16 protein-coding genes are annotated in these 16,327 nt (G+C 66.4%); 4 read left to right on the top strand and 12 right to left on the bottom strand.

Features of this window, described 5'->3' with window-relative positions; translation table 11 throughout:
* Positions 1 to 92: 92 nt before the first annotated feature.
* From ACFODV_RS10765 to ACFODV_RS10715, 11 genes are all read right to left on the bottom strand, one after another.
* Positions 93 to 1,520 (bottom strand): TolC family outer membrane protein, encoded by a 1,428-nt coding sequence (locus tag ACFODV_RS10765; protein WP_379758921.1) that lies wholly within the window; start codon positions 1,518 to 1,520, stop codon positions 93 to 95.
* A 91-nt stretch (positions 1,521 to 1,611) separates the two neighbouring features.
* Positions 1,612 to 2,649, bottom strand: a complete 1,038-nt coding sequence (gene rpoS, locus ACFODV_RS10760) for an RNA polymerase sigma factor RpoS (RefSeq protein WP_379758918.1) — start codon at positions 2,647 to 2,649, stop codon at positions 1,612 to 1,614.
* A gap of 116 nt (positions 2,650 to 2,765) precedes the next feature.
* The gene (locus ACFODV_RS10755; protein ID WP_379758915.1) at positions 2,766 to 3,920 is read right to left on the bottom strand and encodes a peptidoglycan DD-metalloendopeptidase family protein; all 1,155 of its coding nucleotides are present in this window, start codon (positions 3,918 to 3,920) and stop codon (positions 2,766 to 2,768) included.
* On the bottom strand, positions 3,913 to 4,848 hold the full coding sequence (locus ACFODV_RS10750) for a DUF368 domain-containing protein (protein ID WP_449271897.1): 936 nt from the start codon (positions 4,846 to 4,848) through the stop codon (positions 3,913 to 3,915). The genes ACFODV_RS10755 and ACFODV_RS10750 overlap by 8 nt, the downstream gene beginning before the upstream one ends.
* Before the next feature lie 52 nt (positions 4,849 to 4,900).
* Positions 4,901 to 5,581, bottom strand: coding sequence for a protein-L-isoaspartate(D-aspartate) O-methyltransferase (locus ACFODV_RS10745; RefSeq protein ID WP_379758909.1), 681 nt, complete (start codon positions 5,579 to 5,581; stop codon positions 4,901 to 4,903).
* Positions 5,568 to 6,314, bottom strand: a complete 747-nt coding sequence (surE, locus tag ACFODV_RS10740; protein WP_379758906.1) for a 5'/3'-nucleotidase SurE — start codon at positions 6,312 to 6,314, stop codon at positions 5,568 to 5,570. The genes ACFODV_RS10745 and surE overlap by 14 nt, the downstream gene beginning before the upstream one ends.
* 11 nt (positions 6,315 to 6,325) lie before the next feature.
* Positions 6,326 to 7,402 carry a tRNA pseudouridine(13) synthase TruD gene (gene truD, locus ACFODV_RS10735; RefSeq protein WP_379759529.1) on the bottom strand — a complete coding sequence of 359 codons (1,077 nt, stop codon included), beginning with the start codon at positions 7,400 to 7,402 and terminating at the stop codon, positions 6,326 to 6,328.
* A 10-nt stretch (positions 7,403 to 7,412) separates the two neighbouring features.
* The gene (ispF, locus tag ACFODV_RS10730; RefSeq protein ID WP_379759526.1) at positions 7,413 to 7,919 is read right to left on the bottom strand and encodes a 2-C-methyl-D-erythritol 2,4-cyclodiphosphate synthase; all 507 of its coding nucleotides are present in this window, start codon (positions 7,917 to 7,919) and stop codon (positions 7,413 to 7,415) included.
* Positions 7,919 to 8,695 (bottom strand): 2-C-methyl-D-erythritol 4-phosphate cytidylyltransferase, encoded by a 777-nt coding sequence (gene ispD, locus ACFODV_RS10725; RefSeq protein WP_379758903.1) that lies wholly within the window; start codon positions 8,693 to 8,695, stop codon positions 7,919 to 7,921. Before ispD ends, ispF begins: the two co-directional genes overlap by 1 nt.
* The gene (gene ftsB / locus ACFODV_RS10720) at positions 8,692 to 9,027 is read right to left on the bottom strand and encodes a cell division protein FtsB (RefSeq protein ID WP_379758900.1); all 336 of its coding nucleotides are present in this window, start codon (positions 9,025 to 9,027) and stop codon (positions 8,692 to 8,694) included. Before ftsB ends, ispD begins: the two co-directional genes overlap by 4 nt.
* Before the next feature lie 58 nt (positions 9,028 to 9,085).
* Positions 9,086 to 10,225, bottom strand: coding sequence for a GNAT family N-acetyltransferase (locus ACFODV_RS10715; RefSeq protein ID WP_379758897.1), 1,140 nt, complete (start codon positions 10,223 to 10,225; stop codon positions 9,086 to 9,088).
* A gap of 95 nt (positions 10,226 to 10,320) precedes the next feature.
* Between ACFODV_RS10715 and ACFODV_RS10710 the strand changes: the two genes are divergently transcribed.
* The 3 genes from ACFODV_RS10710 (at position 10,321) to ACFODV_RS10700 (ending at position 14,701) form a co-directional block, all read left to right on the top strand.
* Positions 10,321 to 11,718: a coniferyl aldehyde dehydrogenase gene (locus tag ACFODV_RS10710; protein WP_379758894.1), complete on the top strand. Its 1,398-nt coding sequence runs from the start codon at positions 10,321 to 10,323 to the stop codon at positions 11,716 to 11,718.
* A gap of 122 nt (positions 11,719 to 11,840) precedes the next feature.
* Entirely contained in the window at positions 11,841 to 13,727 is a 1,887-nt protein-coding gene (gene edd / locus ACFODV_RS10705; RefSeq protein ID WP_379758891.1) for a phosphogluconate dehydratase, read from the top strand.
* Between the two features lie 92 nt (positions 13,728 to 13,819).
* A complete protein-coding gene (locus ACFODV_RS10700; protein ID WP_379758888.1) occupies positions 13,820 to 14,701 on the top strand; it encodes a D-hexose-6-phosphate mutarotase in 882 nt (293 codons plus the stop codon).
* Between the two features lie 117 nt (positions 14,702 to 14,818).
* On the opposite strand, the gene gap is transcribed toward ACFODV_RS10700, so the two are convergent.
* The gene (gap, locus tag ACFODV_RS10695) at positions 14,819 to 15,841 is read right to left on the bottom strand and encodes a type I glyceraldehyde-3-phosphate dehydrogenase (RefSeq protein ID WP_379758885.1); all 1,023 of its coding nucleotides are present in this window, start codon (positions 15,839 to 15,841) and stop codon (positions 14,819 to 14,821) included.
* Positions 15,842 to 16,137: 296 nt separating this feature from the next.
* On the opposite strand from gap, the gene ACFODV_RS10690 reads away from it, so the two are divergent.
* The coding region (locus tag ACFODV_RS10690) for a pyruvate kinase (RefSeq protein ID WP_379758882.1) at positions 16,138 to 16,327 on the top strand (190 nt) is incomplete at its 3' end.

Genomic DNA, 16,327 nt, shown 5'->3' with positions numbered 1-16,327 from the left:
TGGTTAAACAGGCTGCATCATGAAAGAAACCACCAAATTCATGGTGGTTCCTGGTGATTAGTCTCAAAAAAACATTTTCCAGAAGGAAATGATCAGGAGGTGGTCTGGGGCCGCGCGCCAATGTTCATCACCGGGTCGTCGTTGCCAACCCGCGGCAGCTCCAGCGACACCTCCCCCTCGCCGCTCAGCCAGGCGTTGACGGCCTGGATGGACTCGGCGTCGAGCAGGCCCGCCTGCTGCTGCAGGCGCAACAGGCCCAGCACGTAGTCGTAGCGTGCCTCCGCGTGGTCCGAGATGGCGTTGAACAGGTTACGCTCGGCATTGAGCACGTCGACGATGTTACGGGTGCCTACCTCATAGCCCGAGCGGGTCGCCTCCAGGGCACTCTGGTTGGAGACAATAGCCTGGGCACGAGCATCCACCGTTTCCACATCGTTGCTCACCCGGGTAAACAGCGAGCGCACCTGCTGGACGGTATCGCGGCGCTGGGCTTCGAAGTCGTACTGGGAAACCTCCAAGGTAAAGCCGCTCTGGCGAATCTGGGCCTGGGTGCTGCCGCCGGTATAGAGCGGCATGCTGGCCCTCAGCCCGAGCTGGCTGGCAGAGTTGTAGCCGGAGATGCCGCTGCGGTCGTTGTCCGAGACGTCGTAGCTGGCGAAGGCCTCGACCCGGGGCAGCTGGCCAGCGCGGGAGACGTCGAGCTCGCTGCGCGCCACCTCGATGCCGGACTCGGCCATTTTCAGCATGGGGCTATTGTCCAGGGCGAGGGCGACCCAGTCGCCGCGGTCCACGGGCTGCGGCGGCACGACGGGAATGTCATCGGCGAGGACGCTGATACTCTCGTAGCGTTGACCGGTAAGACGCTCCAGAGCCTCGAAGCTCACCTGCATGGCGCTTTCCGCGGCGATACGCTGAGCGCGCGCCAGGTCGAAGGAGGCCTGGGCCTCGTGGACCTCGGTAATGGCGATCAGCCCCACCTCGAAGCGCTCGCGGGCCTGCTCGAGCTGACGCGCAATGGCGGTTTCCTGGGATTGCCGCGCCGAAAGGATGTCATGGGCGCGCAGGATCTCGAAGTAGGCGTCTGCCACATCGATCAGTAGCTGCTGTTCGGCCACGGCCAGGGACAGGGCCTCGCGGTCGACACGCCGCTCGGCCTGGTCGAGCTGAGCTTGTCGCGCGGGATCGTAGACCGACTGGCTGGCCTCCAGATTCAGCCCGAGGCTGTTGAAGTCGTCGTCGGCACTCGTCTGCAGCCGGCCATCATTCTGGCTCTCGTAGGTGCGGCTGTGAGTCAGGTTGCCGGCGACGCTCACCTGGGGCAGCAGGGTGCCGCGCTGCACATCGCGCCCCGCCTCCACGGCAAGGAAACCCGAGCGGGATGCGGCCAGGGTGGCATCGTTATCGAGGGCGTCACGAGCGACAGTCCAGAGGTCGGCGGCCTGGGTAGTGCCGGCCACAGCCAGACTCACAAGGAAAACCAACGGGCGAGGAACCAGGCGAGTCAGGGTCGGGCGGGGCATGGGCTTACAATTCCTGTTCGGGGCCAATCACTGCATGCTGACAAGACAGCGTGCAAAGAATCGGCAAGGGCGGGCTATGCAACGATCCAGGCTACGCGAAGATCGAATCCAGTGAGAGACCCTGTTTGTCGAGCACACGACGCAACTTCTTGAGCGCCTCGACCTGAATCTGGCGGACTCGCTCGCGGGTCAGGCCGATCTCCTCACCCACCTGTTCCAGGGTCGCGGCCTCGTGACCGCGCAGGCCGAAGCGGCGGACCACTACTTCCATCTGCTTTTCGGTGAGCTCGGATAACCATACGTCGACATGCTGCTTGATGTCGCCGTCGAGCAGAGAAGACTCGGGACCCAGATCGTTATCATCGGCCAGGGTCTCGATCAGCGGCTTGTCGCTGTCGCCGCCTACCGGGTAGTCCACCGAAGAGATGCGCTCATTGAGCCTCATCATCTTCTTGACCGACTCCACCGGCTTGTCGAGGTGCTCGGCGATCTCGTCGGCGGTGGCCTCGTGGTCGAGCTTCTGAGTCAGCTCGCGGGCCGCCCGCAGATAGATGTTGAGCTCCTTGACGACGTGAATGGGCAGACGAATGGTGCGGGTCTGATTCATCAGCGCCCGTTCGATGGTCTGTCGGATCCACCAGGTCGCGTAGGTAGAGAAGCGAAAGCCGCGTTCGGGATCGAACTTCTCGACCGCGCGGATCAGGCCGAGGTTGCCCTCTTCGATCAGATCGAGCAGCGACAGGCCGCGGTTGAGATAGCGTCGAGCGATCTTGACCACCAGGCGCAGGTTGGACTCGATCATGCGCGAGCGTCCCGCTGGATCGCCCTTGCGGGCCAGGCGGCCGAAGAAGACCTCCTCTTCCGGCGTCAACAGCGGCGAAAAGCCGATTTCGTTGAGGTAGATCTGGGTGGCGTCTAGGCTATGCTTGCTGTGGCGATCCTCACGGCTAAGAGCCTTCTCGAAGGCGTCTTCGTCACCACCTCGAGAGCCCGTGTCGTCCTGTTCGTCGTCCTGTTCGTCGTCCTGGTCATTGTCAAGGTCATCGGCAGCGTCATCCGCCAACCCCTCGGCCTTCTCCTCGAGCGTATCGAGATTCACATCCTGAAGGTCCCGTTCAAGTATGCTCATCAATGGCTACCCTGTAGTTGCGTCCCGTCACCGATGCCAGACAAGATCATCGGCGCACCTGATTATTATTGTGTGACAACCCACCGCTGTAAGGGCCAACAGAGCCACAGGGCTTATCAGCGGGACGGTAGGTAGTTCAGGGGATCCTGCGGCTGGCCGTTCTTGCGTACTTCAAAGTGCAGTCGTACATCTTCGGCGTCGCTGTCGCCCATGGTCGCAATGACTTCCCCGGCCTCGACCACATCGTTCTCGCGCACGCGCAGGGAATCGTTGTGGGCGTAGGCGCTCAGATAATCGTCGTTATGCTTGAGCAGGATCAGGTTGCCATAACCCCTTACCCCGCTGCCCGCATAGACGACGATCCCTGGCCCTGCGGCTTTGACAGGTTGCCCCTTTTGCCCAGCGATATCAATGCCGGCGGTGATGCTGCCACCCTCGCCGAAACGACCTACAATTTCGCCGTCAGCGGGCCAGCGCCAGCTGACGTCATCCACCGGGGTAAAGGTGCGCGCACTGCGATCCGGGGCCTGGCTGCCGCCGGCCACGGCGGTGCCGGCATCTGGCTCGGGCTGGGCCATGGGCGCGGGCTCTGGCTGGGGTTCCGGTTGGGGTTCGGGCTCAGTCGCCGCCACGTCACGGGCGGGCTCGGACGTTTCCGGTTCACGCTCGGCCGCACTGCTCTCGACCGCACGTCTCTCGGCAAGATCGCGCTCGCTCAAGTCGCCGTCGGCGCCGGGACTGTCATAGTCATAGACAGGTCCAGGACCCGCGGTGCCGCCGGCGGCTTCCGCACTGCTCTCCATGGCGACCTGAGAGGGGCCGTCCTCTTCCTCCAACGGCTGGGCGGAAAGCCGTTGTCCCTGCTCGGTGGTGCCATCGGGCAGCAGCCATTCCATGCTGCCGGCGTCATCGCTGATGGGCTGACCGCCGCCCAGCGGAGTGGCCACCGCCCCGGAACCGCTGGCCGCCGCGGTGGTCTGCTCATCCCGTGACGGCACCTGGCCGTCGGGGTCCAGCACCAGGCGCTGCCCCGGCTGGATCTGGTAGGGGGGGCCAATGCGGTTGATGCGTGCCAGGTCGCGGTGATCCATGTTGTGGCGCCAGGCAATGCCGTAGAGGGTATCGCCCGCCTCCACGGTGTACTGGGAGGTCGGTGTGCGCTCGCGGCTCGCGGACAGGTCGCGCACCTGCACCTGCGGCGCCTGACCCTGTTGGGCAACGCAGCCCGTCATGGCCAAAGTCAGAGCGGAAATCATCATTGCCTTACGCATCGGAAGCCTCCTCCTTGTTCGCCCCCTTGGGCGTGCTTGCGGTAGCCGGACCCCGGCCGGTACGGTCCAGCAGCAGCACCAGCGCCAGACCGACCAGCATCAGCGCGGCCACCGCCAGCAGTTGGGCCGACTCGCCGGTGAGCATGGCAAAGTCGCCCGGGGTGAGATAGCGATAGTCCAGCGGGATCATTTGTCCCTCGGGGCCGAGCTGATAGCGTACCAGTTCTCGCCACGGCCAGAGTACCGGCAGAGATCCTACGATGAAGCCCACCAGCAGCTGCAGAGTCGCCGCATGGTGGCGGCGCAGCAGCCATGACAGCAGGCGAGAAAAGAAGAACAGCCCGATCAGACATCCCACCCCGAAGACAGCGATCAGGCCAAAATCGAAGGTACGGATGCCCTGCATGACGGTGCCGTAGAGCCCCATGGTCAGCAGCAGGAAACTCCCTGAAACGCCGGGCAACAGCAGCGCGCTGATGGCGATGGCACCCCCGACGATCAGCATCAGGTCCGGGCTGCCAATCAGGGTGATCAGCGGCATCACCGCCGGCAGAGAGTGGGCCAGCAGCAGCCCCGCCACCAGCGGCAGCAGGTGCCACCATTTCCAGTCGGAAGGATGGCGACCCACCACCAGGGCCGAGGCCGCCACCAATCCGAAGAAGAAGCCGTTGAGCAGCAGCGGATAGTCGTCCATCAGCCACACCACCAGGTGGGCCACGGTAATCAGACTGCCGGCGATGCCGGCCATCAGAGGAATAATGAAGCCCAGATTGAGGTGGGCGACCAGCATCGGCATCCCACCCTGACGCCAGGCGGTGAAGGCACTGGGCCCAAACTGCTTGATGGTGTGGATCAGCTCCTCGTAGATGCCGGTGACGAAGGCGATGGTCCCCCCCGAGACACCGGGCACCGCGTCGGCGGCGCCCATGCCGGCTCCCCTGAGAAAGATTCCTGGGTAACGCTTCAAGCGTGAACTCCTATCAACGAATAACGCCTTCCAGCAACGGCACGAAGCGCACCGATTCCAGACGCTGTTGTTCAAATGTATCGCCCTGGCGCCTCACCCGGGTCAGCCACTGTTCCCCCCGGGCATCGGCCAGCGGCGTGATCAGCACCCCGCCATCGGCCAGTTGGGCCAGCAGCGGAGCGGGCAGTTCGCCGGCACAGGCGGTCAGCAGGATGACATCGAAGGGGGCCGCCTCAGGCCAGCCGTGGCCGCCATCGGCCAAGCGCAAGCTGGCGGCACGGGCCTCGAGCAAACGCAGCCGTTCGGTGGCACGGCGGTGCAGTGCATTGATCCGTTCGATGGACCAGAGTTCCGGTACCAGCCGCGCCAGAATCAGGGTCTGGTAGCCCGAGCCGGTGCCGATCTCCAGCACCCGGTTGGGGGCGGCCTCCAGCACCAGCTCGGTCATCCTGGCGACCATCCAGGGCTGGGAGAGCGTCTGGCCATGGCCGATGGGCAGCGAGGTGTCCTCGTAGGCGCGATGGGACAGCGCCTCGTCGAGAAACAGGTGCCGCGGCTCTGCGGCCATAGTGGTCAGCACACGAGGATCTCGTATGCCCTTCTCGGCAAGCCTGGCCACCATGCGATCCCGGGTGCGCTGGGACGTCATCCCCACACCGCGCACCAGCTCCGGCAGTTGTTCAGGTGAATGCATCCAGCCAGCCCTGTACGTCAGCGATCGCCGCATGCCGAGTCAAATCGGTCTGCAGCGGCGTAATGGAAACGTAGCCGGCCTCGACGGCAGCGAAGTCGGTATCGGCGCCGTCATCGGCGTTCTCGCCGGCAGCGGCGATCCACCAGCGCACCCGGCCGCGCGGATCTCGCACCTCGAGGGGCCGGGTCGCCGGACCGCGATAGCCCATCCGGGTGACCCGGAACCCCCGGATCTCGTCCCAGGGGAGGTCCGGCACGTTGACGTTGAGCAGGCTGCGCGGCGGCAGCGAGAGCTGGTCGGCGGCCCCTACCAGGCTTGCCGCCACCCGCCCGGCGGTGTCGAAATGGCGGGAGCCAACCAGCGACATAGCGATGGCCGCCATGCCCAGGTTGCGCCCCTCCATGGCGGCGGCCACGGTGCCGGAATAGAGCACGTCATCGCCCAGGTTGCCGCCGTGGTTGATGCCCGAGATCACCAGGTCCGGTTTCTCGTCCCAGAGTCCGTTGACGCCCAGGTAGACGCAGTCCGCCGGGGTGCCATCGACGCTATAGAAGCCGTTATCCATATCGGTCAACGACAGCGGCCGGCTCAGGGTCAGGGAATTGCTGGCCCCGCTCTTGTCGCGATCCGGGGCCACCACGCGCAGCCGGGCATGGGGCACAAGAGCGTCGTGCAGGGCCCGCAGGCCCGGGGCGTGCACACCATCGTCGTTGGAGAGCAGTAGTCGGCGCATGCCAGACTCCTTCACAGGGTGGGGTGGGCAATCAATTCGCGCAGCACGGCAGTGGCGAAGGCGCCCCGCGGCAGGCTGAAGGCGAGCCATAGCGCATTCTCGTCGCGGGTCAGACTGGGTTCTCCCAGCCGCAGCCGCAGGGAGCGCCGCGCCAGGCGAACCTCGGCATGCTCGAGCCCGGCGCACAGGGCCGGATAGCGGTCGGGCAGCCGATGCTCAAGGTCCAGGGCCGCCTCCTTGGCGACCGATTCACCGACGCCCCAGAGTATCCCGCTGGGGTGCAGGTCGAGTCGCGCGGCCCGACCGTCCAGTTCGGCATCCGGCGCTTCCACGCTGAATTGGCTCGCCGTGCCGTCGAGGATCGCCACCTCGCCGGCCAAGAGGCGGTTCCAGCTGCCCTCGTGCACCCGCTCGGCCAGCAGTTCATTGAACAGAAAGCTGCGCGCCGCCGAGAGCAGCATGCCGTCGCGGTCGTCGCGCTTGCGCCAGCCGCGGGCCAGCAGCGAGCGGGCGCGCAGAAGGTTGCGACCGTCCGGCCCGAAGCGCTGCGGGCCAAAATAGTTGGCCACCCCCTCCTCCCCCAGCCGCGCCCAGCGCGCCTCCAGTTCGGGATCCTCCAGCGCCGCCCCGGTCAAGCGCAGGCGGAAACGGTTGGCGCGGTGGACGCCGCGCTTGAGCTTGCGCGGGTGGCGCGCCTCGGCCAGCACGCGGATGCCGCGCTCGGCCAGGGCATCGTGCAGCCCGGTGGGCGCCTCGCGCCCGGGCAGCTGCACCGATAGCCACTGCCGAGTAACGGCGACGCGATCCTTCATCCCGGAATAGCCGACGTCGCGGGGCGAGACTTCGCACAGCCGGGCCAGGTCGCGCACCGCCATGGCGGTGGTCAGGTCGCGCTTTTCGATGTGCAGCCAGAGGTGCTCGCCCTCGCCTTCCGGGACGAAGTCGAGCACCTCGGCCACCTGGAAGTCCTCGGGAGTGGCACGGTACTCCCCCGCTGATGGCGAACCGAATTCGGCGTCGAGCACCCTCGGCCAGGTCGGCGGCCAGGCAATGGCGTCCGGCTCGCGCCGGGAGGCGGCCTCCCTCACTGGCGTCGCTTTACTCACCGGCGACTCCTCGCTCAGCGGCGAGGGCGGCGGGCACCAGCAGCACCACCGCCTCGGCGGCGATCCCCTCGCCGCGGCCGGTGAAGCCGAGCCGCTCGGTGGTGGTGGCCTTAACGTTGACCGCCCCAGCCTCGGCGCCAAGATCCGCGGCGACATTGGCGGCCATGGCAGCGATATGCGGAGCCATTTTCGGCGCCTGGGCGATCACCGTGGCATCCAGGTTGCCCACTTGATAGCCGGCCTGACGGACCAGCGCCATCACGTGGCGCAGCAGCTCGCGGCTATCGGCGCCTTCCCAGGTCGGGTCGGTGTCGGGAAAATGACGGCCGATATCGCCCAGGGCACAGGCGCCCAGCAGGGCGTCGCTCACCGCGTGAAGCAGCACGTCGCCGTCAGAGTGGGCGACGAAGCCCTGGTTGAAGGGAACGGCAACGCCGCCGATCATCAAGTGGTCGCCCGCGCCGAAGCGGTGGACGTCGAAGCCGTGGCCAATACGCATCATCTCTCACTATTTTCCCTAGCGACAACGCCTGCGCCAGCTAGCGCAGGCGCCGACGCAGACTGGTCCGAGGCGGGCTCGGTCGCGCTCTGGGCGGCCAGAATCTGCCGGGCCAGGGCCAGGTCCTCGGGGTGGGTGATCTTTAGGTTGTCGCGGCGTCCCTTCACCAGCTGCGGCGAGAGCCCCAGCGTCTCCACCGCGGAAGCCTCATCGGTAACCGGAATGCCGGCCTTCACCGCGGCGGCCAGGGCTTGGCGCAGCAGGCCATAGCGGAAGCCCTGGGGAGTGAGGGCATGCCAGAGCCCGGCACGAAGCTCGGTGGCCGCCACTCGGCCGGCGCCGTCGTCGCGCTTCATGGTGTCGGCCACCGGCGAGGCCAACAGCCCGCCCACCGGATCATCGGACAGGGCAGCGTGCAGGCGCTCGAGATCCGCCACGGTGACGCAGGGGCGGGCCACGTCATGCACCAGTACCAGGTCGTCATCAGACGCCTCGCCGGCGATGGCCTCGAGGGCATGGGAGACGGAATCCACCCGCTCGTTGCCACCGGACACTCGGCGCCACTCGGCGAAGGGCACCCAGGCCGGATCGAAGCGCGCGTCATCAGCGTCCAGGCACAGGCAGAGCCGAGCCCCGGGAAAAGCCGAGTAAAGCCGCGCCAGGGTGCACGCCAGCACCGGGCGGCCGGCGATCTCCAGATACTGCTTGGGACGGTCGGCTCCCATGCGTCGACCCTGGCCAGCCGCAGGCACCACCAACCAGAGCGCGGCACTCATTGACCGGCCTCCAGGCTCACCGCCGGGGACGGATTGACCACCGGCATCGCTTCCACCGCCACGCCGGGCACCCAGAAGAAGTGCTCGTCGGCGCGTACCATGCCGATGTCGCTACGCCCCCGCTCCTCGATGGCATCCAGGCCGGTCTTGAGGTCGAGCACTTCGGCGCCCAGGCGGGCGTTGCGGTCACGCAGCGGCTTGTTGGCCGCCTCCAGGGCGGCCACCCGCTCGCGCACCTCGGCGAGGTCGTGAATGCCTCCTACCCCCAGCCACAGGCGATACTGCAGCAGGGCGATCAGGACCAGCAGCACGATGGCCAACCACTTGAGCATGAACAGCATCCGTCGTGAAGGGAAAACGCGGGCATTATGCCACTAACCCGGGGCCCGCTCACGTCCTGAACGGCAGCCCCTGCTCGGCGGCGGCACAGTAGGCGCGAACCTGCGCCCGTTCCCCCTCGCAGAAGCGCGCCACGGCGTCGCCCAGGCGGGGGTCGGCGATATGGTGCAGCGAGGTGAGCAGGCGCGGCGCGAAGCCCCGCGCCAGCTTGTGCTCGCCCTGGGTGCCGGGGTCAAAGACGGCAAGCCCGCGCTCCAGGCAGTGCTCGATACCCTGGTAGTAACAGGCCTCGAAGTGCAGGCAATCGGCCATCACCTCGCTGCCCCAGTAGCGCCCGTAGAGGGTGCGGGACCCTTGCAGACAAAGCGCCGCCGCCACCGGCTTGCCATCCAGGCGCGCCTGCACCAGCAGCAGGCTCTCGGGCATGGTAGCCCGCAGGCGCTGGAAGAAATCCAGGTTGAGGTAGCCGTGGCGACCGCGCTCGAGATAGGTGATCTCGTAGCAGCGAAAGAAGTGTTCCAGCGCCGCGGCGTCGATCGCTTCACCCGCCAGGCGATGCAGAGTCAGCCCCTGGTCGGCAACGATGCGGCGCTCTCGACGGATCGCCTTGCGACGTTTGGAGGTCATGGCGGCCAAAAATCCATCGAAATCGCCATAGCCGGCATCACGCCACTGGAACTGCACCCCGTGGCGAGCCACCAGGCCGGGGCGCACCGCTTGCCAGGCGGCCACCTCGGCGTCTTCGGCGAACAAGAGATGCCAGCTGGAAAGCCCCGCTGCCTCTCCCTCCCAGGCCGTCGCCAGTCGCTCCCGAGCCGCCAGAGGGTCAATGCCTTCCGCCAGCGCCAGCCGCGGACCCGGCGCCGGGGTATAAGGAATGGCCGTCAATCCCTTGGGGTAGTAGCGTCCGCCGGTGCGCTCCCAGGCGTCGGCCCAGTTCCAGTCAAAGACGTACTCCCCGAAGGAGTGATGCTTGTGGTAGTGCGGCATCACCCCCACCAGCGCCTCGCCCTGCCACAGGGTGAGGTGGCGCGGCACCCAGCCGGTAGCAGCGCTCACCGAGCCGCTGGCCTCCAGGGCGTGCAGAAATTCGTGGCGCAGGAAGGGGTGGTCGTCGCCTATCAGGGCGTTCCAGGCCGCGGCCGGCACCGCCTCCATGGCGGGCAGTTCTTGCAGCACAAGCTGAGTCATGGCGGCTCCGGCAGCTGACAAGTCATTGGCATAAGGCCTACATTGTGCCCAGTGCCCGAGCCCTCTTCCATCTTCATCGACATATGGAGACCTGCATGACCGATGCCCGCGAACTTCACGCGCGGTTCGACGCCCAGCGCCGCGCCTTCGCGGCCGAGCCCTATCCCAGCCTGGCTACCCGCCGCGACCGCCTGGCGCGACTGGCCACGCTGACCCGCCACCACCGCGACGAGATCATTGCCGCCATCGCCGAAGATTTCGGCCATCGCGCCGATGCCGAAAGTCGCCTGTCCGAGATCACCCCCGTGCTGCAGGCGGCCCGGCATGCCCGGCGCCATCTGCGCCGCTGGATGCGCCCACGGCGAGCGGCGGTGCCGTGGCGGCTCCAGCCGGGGCGGGCTCGGGTTCACCGCCAGCCGCTGGGCGTGATCGGCATCTTGGCTCCCTCCAACTACCCATGGAACCTCGCCTGGTTGCCGGCGGTGGATGCCCTGGCCGCCGGTAACCGGGTGTTGATCAAGCCCAGCGAATTCACCCCCGCCACCAGCGCGCTGATGGCGAAGCTGGCCGAGCGCTACTTCGACACCGAGGAGCTCGCCATTGTCACCGGCGACGAAGAGACGGCCCGCGCCTTCTCGGCGCTGCCCTTCGACCACCTGCTGTTTACCGGCAACGCGCGGGTCGGCCGCGAGGTGGCACGGGCGGCCGCCGCCAACCTCACTCCCATTACCCTGGAGCTGGGCGGCAAGAGCCCGGCCATCGTCGGCTCCGATGCCGACCTCACACACGCCGCCGAGCGCATCGCCTTCGGCAAGTGGCTCAACGCCGGCCAGACCTGTATCGCCCCCGATCACGTGTTGATCGAGGCCTCCCGGCTCGGCGACTTCGTTGAGGCGATGCGCAAGACGGTGAGCGATTTCTACCCCAAGGGCTGTGCCAGCGAGGACTACAGCGCCGTGCTGGGCGACCGCCAGCAGGCCCGGCTTGACGCAATGCTCGAGGAAGCCCGCGATCATGGCTGCCGGGTGATTGACCTGGGAGAGCGTGTCGAACTGTCGGGCGGCGGTGTCAAGCTGCCCCCCACTCTGGTGATCGACCCCACCGAGGGGCTGGCGCTGATGCGCGAGGAGATCTTCGGGCCCTGGCTGCCGATCCTGGGCATGCGCGACCTCGACGCCGCCATCGCCCACGTCAACGCCGGCCCGCGCCCGCTGGCGCTCTACGCCTTCACCAACGATGCCGAATTGCGGCGTAAAGTGCTCGAGGCGACCCACTCCGGTGGCGTGGTCTTCAACGACACCCTGTGGCACATCGCTGTCCCTGCCCTGCCTTTCGGCGGCGTGGGCGAGAGCGGCATGGGCGCCTACCAGGGCAAGGCCGGCTTCCTGCGCTTCAGCCTGGAACGCAGCGTCTTCATTCAGGCGCGTCGCAACGGCGTGGGGCTGCTCAATCCCCCCTACCGGCGCTGGCTGCTGAAAGTGCTGGGGCTCTAACCGCAAGGAAACGCTAGCTCGGTAATAAAAAATAAAAACCCAGCATTTTGGCCATCAAAAGGAAGATTTCTGACATTAATTTGGTAAACTTACCTAATCATTCACGCAGACCGAGGTGACCCATGGCCACGCCGACCCCTCCCCTGAACGCCACCGTCGCCGATGTCACCCGGCGCATCCGAGAGCGGTCCGCCGAGCGTCGCGCCCTCTACGAGGCGCGTATGGCGGATCAGCATCGACGCGGCGTGCATCGGGGCGAACTCTCCTGCGGCAACCTGGCCCATGGCTTTGCCGCCTGCGGCAGCGAGGACAAGAATTCGCTGAAGCTGATGAACAGCGCCAACCTGGGCATCATCTCGGCCTATAACGACATGCTCTCGGCCCACCAGCCCCTGGAGACCTTCCCCGAGACCATCAAGGCCGCCGCCCGCGGCATGGGCTCTACCGCCCAGTTCGCCGGCGGCGTGCCGGCCATGTGCGACGGCGTCACCCAGGGTCAACCGGGCATGGAGCTGTCGCTTTTCTCCCGCGACGTGATCGCCATGGCCGCCGCCGTGGGCCTGTCCCACAACATGTTCGACGCGGCCCTCTACCTGGGGGTGTGCGACAAGATCGTCCCAGGGCTGTTCATCGCTGCGGCGCGTTTCGGCCACCTGCCGGCGATGTTCGTGCCCGCCGGCCCCATGGAGAGCGGACTGCCCAACAAGGAGAAGGCACGCATCCGCCAGCTCTTCGCCGAGGGCAAGGCGAGCCGCGAGGAACTGCTGGAGGCCGAGAGCGCCTCCTACCACAGCCCCGGCACCTGTACCTTCTACGGCACCGCCAACTCCAACCAGCTGATGATGGAGGTCATGGGGCTGCACCTGCCCGGCACCTCCTTCGTCAATCCCGGCACCGAACTGCGCGAGGCCCTGACGCGCTTCGCCACCGAGCAGGCGATCCGCAACACCGAGTCAGGCGGCGACTATCGCCCCTTCTACAAGCAGATTGACGAGCGCGCCATCGTCAACGCCATCGTCGGGCTGCTGGCCTCAGGCGGCTCCACCAACCATACCCTGCATCTGGTGGCCATGGCCGGCGCAGCGGGCGTCACCGTCACCTGGGACGACTTCACCGACCTCTCCGCGGTGACCCCGAGCCTGATGCAGGTCTATCCCAACGGCCAGGCCGATATCAATCATTTCCAGGCCGCCGGCGGCATGAGCTACCTGTTCCGCGAACTGCTCGGCGCCGGCCTGATCCACGGCGACATCCCCACGGTGTTCGGCAGCGATCTGACCGCCTACACCCGGGAGCCCTGCCTTGAGGACGGCAAGCTGGTCTGGAGGGAAGGTCCGGAGAAGAGTCTGGACGAAGATGTCCTGCGCCCGGTGTCCACCCCCTTCGACGCCACCGGCGGGCTTACCGTGCTCGACGGCAATCTGGGCCGCGGCGTGATCAAGGTATCGGCGGTCAAGCCCGAGCATCGCGTGGTCGAGGCGCCGGTCAAGATCTTCGAGGACCAGAACGACCTCAAGGCGGCCTTCGAGGCCGGCGAACTCGATCGCGACGTGATCGCCGTGGTGCGCTTCCAGGGCCCCAAGGCCAACGGCATGCCCGAACTGCACAAACTCACCCCCTACCTCGGCGTGCTGCAGGACCGCGGCCACAAGGTGGCGCTGGTCACCGACGGTCGCATGTCCGGCGCCTCCGGCAAGGTGCCGGCCGCCATCCACCTGACCCCCGAGGCCCTGGACGGCGGGCCGCTGGCCAAGCTCAAGGATGGCGACATCGTACGCCTGGATGCGGACAGGGGCAGCCTGGAGGCCCAGGTCGACGCCCATGAGTGGGCCGAGCGCAAGCAGCGCATCGGCGATCTGGACCACTACCATATCGGCCTGGGCCGCGAGCTGTTCGCCGGCTTACGACACCTGGCCAGCGGCTCCGAACAGGGCGCTTCGGCGTTCGGCGGCTTCGAGGCAGACGACCTGGCACGCCAGGCGGGGCAGATCCACGAGGAGGACGCCTGAGCCGGGGAAGACAGCCGTGCTAGGCTATGCCGCCACTGCAACGCCAAGTCCGCTGTCTACTGTTCACCGCACCCTCAGCCCAGGAGGCTCGTATGATTCCCGCTTCGCTAAGAACCCTGCTCAACGAGACCCGCGGACAGCGGCGCGCCGAATGGGCCGGCCGCGAGGTGTGGCTGGCCAACGAGGCCTGGGGAGAGCTCGCCATCTCGCTTCAGGGCGCCCAGGTACTTCATTTCCGACCCGATGCTCATGACGGTGAGGGCTGGCTCTGGGTGACGCCCACGCCCCAGGCGCTGCCCGGCACCATCCGCGGAGGTATCCCGCTGTGCTGGCCCTGGTTTGCCGACGACCGCTATGCCGACGAGTCGGTGGACCACAGCGGCCCCTTTCACGGCCCGGCGCGCAAGGCCGACTGGCGCCTCGACGCCGTGGACGAACATGAAGAGGGCATAGAGCTGCACCTCTCGCCGCTGGAACGTCTTCACAGCCAGCTGATACCGAGACTGGTGGTCCAGGCCAATGGACGCCGCCTGCACCTGGAACTGATCACCGAGCACGTCGGCGAGACGCCGGTGAAGATCAGCGGCGCCCTGCACAGCTACCTGGCCCTGCGCGACGCCTTCGCCTGCCGTCTCGAAGGGCTGGCCGGTGCCCGCTACCTGGACAAGCTGGCAGGGTTCGCCGAGTGCGAGCAGCAGGGGGAACTGGGAGTTCGCGGCGGCCTCGACCGCATTTACCACACCAACGCCGAGCTCACCCTGGACGACGGCACGCGTCGCCTGCGCGTCGCCCGACAGGGCAGCGACTCCGCCGTGGTCTGGCATCCGGGCGATACCCCGCCGACGGACACCTCTGCCGACGCCGCCCGTCACTTCCTTTGTGTCGAATCGGCCAACACCCGCCTGGACCCGGTCTGGCTGGTTCCCGGCGCCCAGCACCTGCTCGGCACTTCGCTTTCGATGGCAAACGACTGAACAATGGCGGCTGACGGCTTTCAGCCGATCACCACGAAAAGAGCCATCAGCAAACTCCCCGTGGCCGCTTTCGAAGACGTCCTCGCCACGGGGTGTTGCCAAATACTCCCTTCCCGCTTAGGCCTCTTCAGGCCGGGCGGCGCTTGCCGCCTGCATGGCCAGGGCGGTATCCAGCATGCGGTTGGAGAACCCCCACTCATTGTCATACCACGCCATGATCTTCACCAGGCGGCCGTTCACCCGAGTGTGATTGGCATCGAAGGTGGAGGAATGGGGGTCATGGTTGAAGTCGATGGAGACCAGTGGCTGGGCGTTGACGGCCAGCACAGAAGACGCCTCGGCGGCCCTGGTGACGATCTCGTTGATCTCCTCCCGGGTGGTGTCGCGGCCGGCGGTGAACACCAGGTCGACCAGCGAGACGTTGATCACCGGCACCCGCACCGCCAGACCGTCGAACTTGCCGGCCAACTCTGGCAGCACCAGGCCCACCGCGGCGGCGGCGCCGGTCTTGGTGGGAATCATCGAATGGGTCGCGCTGCGCGCCCGGTAGGGGTCGCTGTGGTAAACGTCGGAGAGGTTCTGGTCGTTGGTATAGGCGTGCACCGTCGTCATCAGCCCGTTTTCGATGCCCACGCTGTCATTGAGCGCCTTGGCCACCGGCGCCAGGCAGTTGGTGGTGCAGGAGGCGTTGGAGACCACCCGATGTTCGTCACTCAGCACGCCCTCGTTGACCCCGTAAACCACGGTGGCATCGGCGTCCGGGCTCGGCGCGGAGATCAGCACCCGCTTGGCGCCGGCCTCGAGGTGATGTGCCGCAGCGGCGCGCCTGGTGAACAGGCCTGTGCACTCCATCACCACATCGACGCCCAGTGACTTCCAGGGCAGCGCCGCCGGGTCGCGTTTGGAAAAGATGGCGATACGGTCGTCATCCACGCTGAGGCTGGCCTCGTCGTGCTCTACCTTGAAGGAAAAGTGACCATGCACGGTGTCATGGCGAAGCAGGTGAGCGTTGAGCGCGGGGTCGCCCAGATCGTTGATGGCTACCACCTCAACGCGGTGGCGATAGCCGTTTTCATACAGGGCCCGCAGCACATTGCGACCGATGCGACCGAAGCCGTTGATGGCGATCTTGAGGGTCATCACTCTCTCCTCCATGGCAGTAGAACGGTTGTGACGTGGTTGTCTCCGAGAGTTAACCGCTGGCCAGAGATGGCGGTCAGCTGTTGTCTGGCATGCCCTCGGGCTCGTCCTGTCATCAATGTGCCTCAAGGAAGGGTGGGACTCAATATTTTTTTGCTAAACTTACATCATTTATCTGAGACTATCTCAAAATAGTCCGGAATATTGCAAAATACCGCCGTAAACCTACCCAAATAAGTAGTAAACTTACCGATAAGCTACTACCCTGATGAAACACCCTTGCCAAGGAGACAGAGATGTCGAGCCAGCCGCACCGCCTCCCCATCCGCCGCACCAAGATCGTCGCCACCCTGGGCCCTGCCAGCGACCGCGAGGGCGTGCTGGAGGCCATGATCGCGGCCGGCGTCGACGTGGTCCGCCTCAACTTCTCCCACGGCAGCCCCGACGACCATCGCCAGCGCCTGGTGCGGGTCCGCGAGATCGCCG

It is taken from the genome of Halomonas tibetensis (assembly GCF_042643535.1).
Taxonomy (GTDB): Bacteria; Pseudomonadota; Gammaproteobacteria; order Pseudomonadales; family Halomonadaceae; genus Halomonas; species Halomonas tibetensis.
Note: the sequence above shows the minus strand (reverse complement) of the source record. Positions and strands in the feature narration are given on the sequence as shown.

Bases quoted from the DNA above. Each gene is read 5' to 3' on its own strand.
- ACFODV_RS10765 (WP_379758921.1), bottom strand. From the start codon at position 1,520: ATGCCCCGCCCGACCCTGACTCGCCTGGTTCCTCGCCCGTTGGTTTTC.
- rpoS (WP_379758918.1), bottom strand. From the start codon at position 2,649: ATGAGCATACTTGAACGGGACCTTCAGGATGTGAATCTCGATACGCTC.
- ACFODV_RS10755 (WP_379758915.1), bottom strand. From the start codon at position 3,920: ATGCGTAAGGCAATGATGATTTCCGCTCTGACTTTGGCCATGACGGGC.
- ACFODV_RS10750 (WP_449271897.1), bottom strand. From the start codon at position 4,848: ATGGGCGCCGCCGACGCGGTGCCCGGTGTCTCGGGGGGGACCATCGCC.
- ACFODV_RS10745 (WP_379758909.1), bottom strand. From the start codon at position 5,581: ATGCATTCACCTGAACAACTGCCGGAGCTGGTGCGCGGTGTGGGGATG.
- surE (WP_379758906.1), bottom strand. From the start codon at position 6,314: ATGCGCCGACTACTGCTCTCCAACGACGATGGTGTGCACGCCCCGGGC.
- ispF (WP_379759526.1), bottom strand. From the start codon at position 7,919: ATGCGTATTGGCCACGGCTTCGACGTCCACCGCTTCGGCGCGGGCGAC.
- ispD (WP_379758903.1), bottom strand. From the start codon at position 8,695: ATGAGTGCCGCGCTCTGGTTGGTGGTGCCTGCGGCTGGCCAGGGTCGA.
- ftsB (WP_379758900.1), bottom strand. From the start codon at position 9,027: ATGCTCAAGTGGTTGGCCATCGTGCTGCTGGTCCTGATCGCCCTGCTG.
- ACFODV_RS10715 (WP_379758897.1), bottom strand. From the start codon at position 10,225: ATGACTCAGCTTGTGCTGCAAGAACTGCCCGCCATGGAGGCGGTGCCG.
- ACFODV_RS10710 (WP_379758894.1), top strand. From the start codon at position 10,321: ATGACCGATGCCCGCGAACTTCACGCGCGGTTCGACGCCCAGCGCCGC.
- edd (WP_379758891.1), top strand. From the start codon at position 11,841: ATGGCCACGCCGACCCCTCCCCTGAACGCCACCGTCGCCGATGTCACC.
- ACFODV_RS10700 (WP_379758888.1), top strand. From the start codon at position 13,820: ATGATTCCCGCTTCGCTAAGAACCCTGCTCAACGAGACCCGCGGACAG.
- gap (WP_379758885.1), bottom strand. From the start codon at position 15,841: ATGACCCTCAAGATCGCCATCAACGGCTTCGGTCGCATCGGTCGCAAT.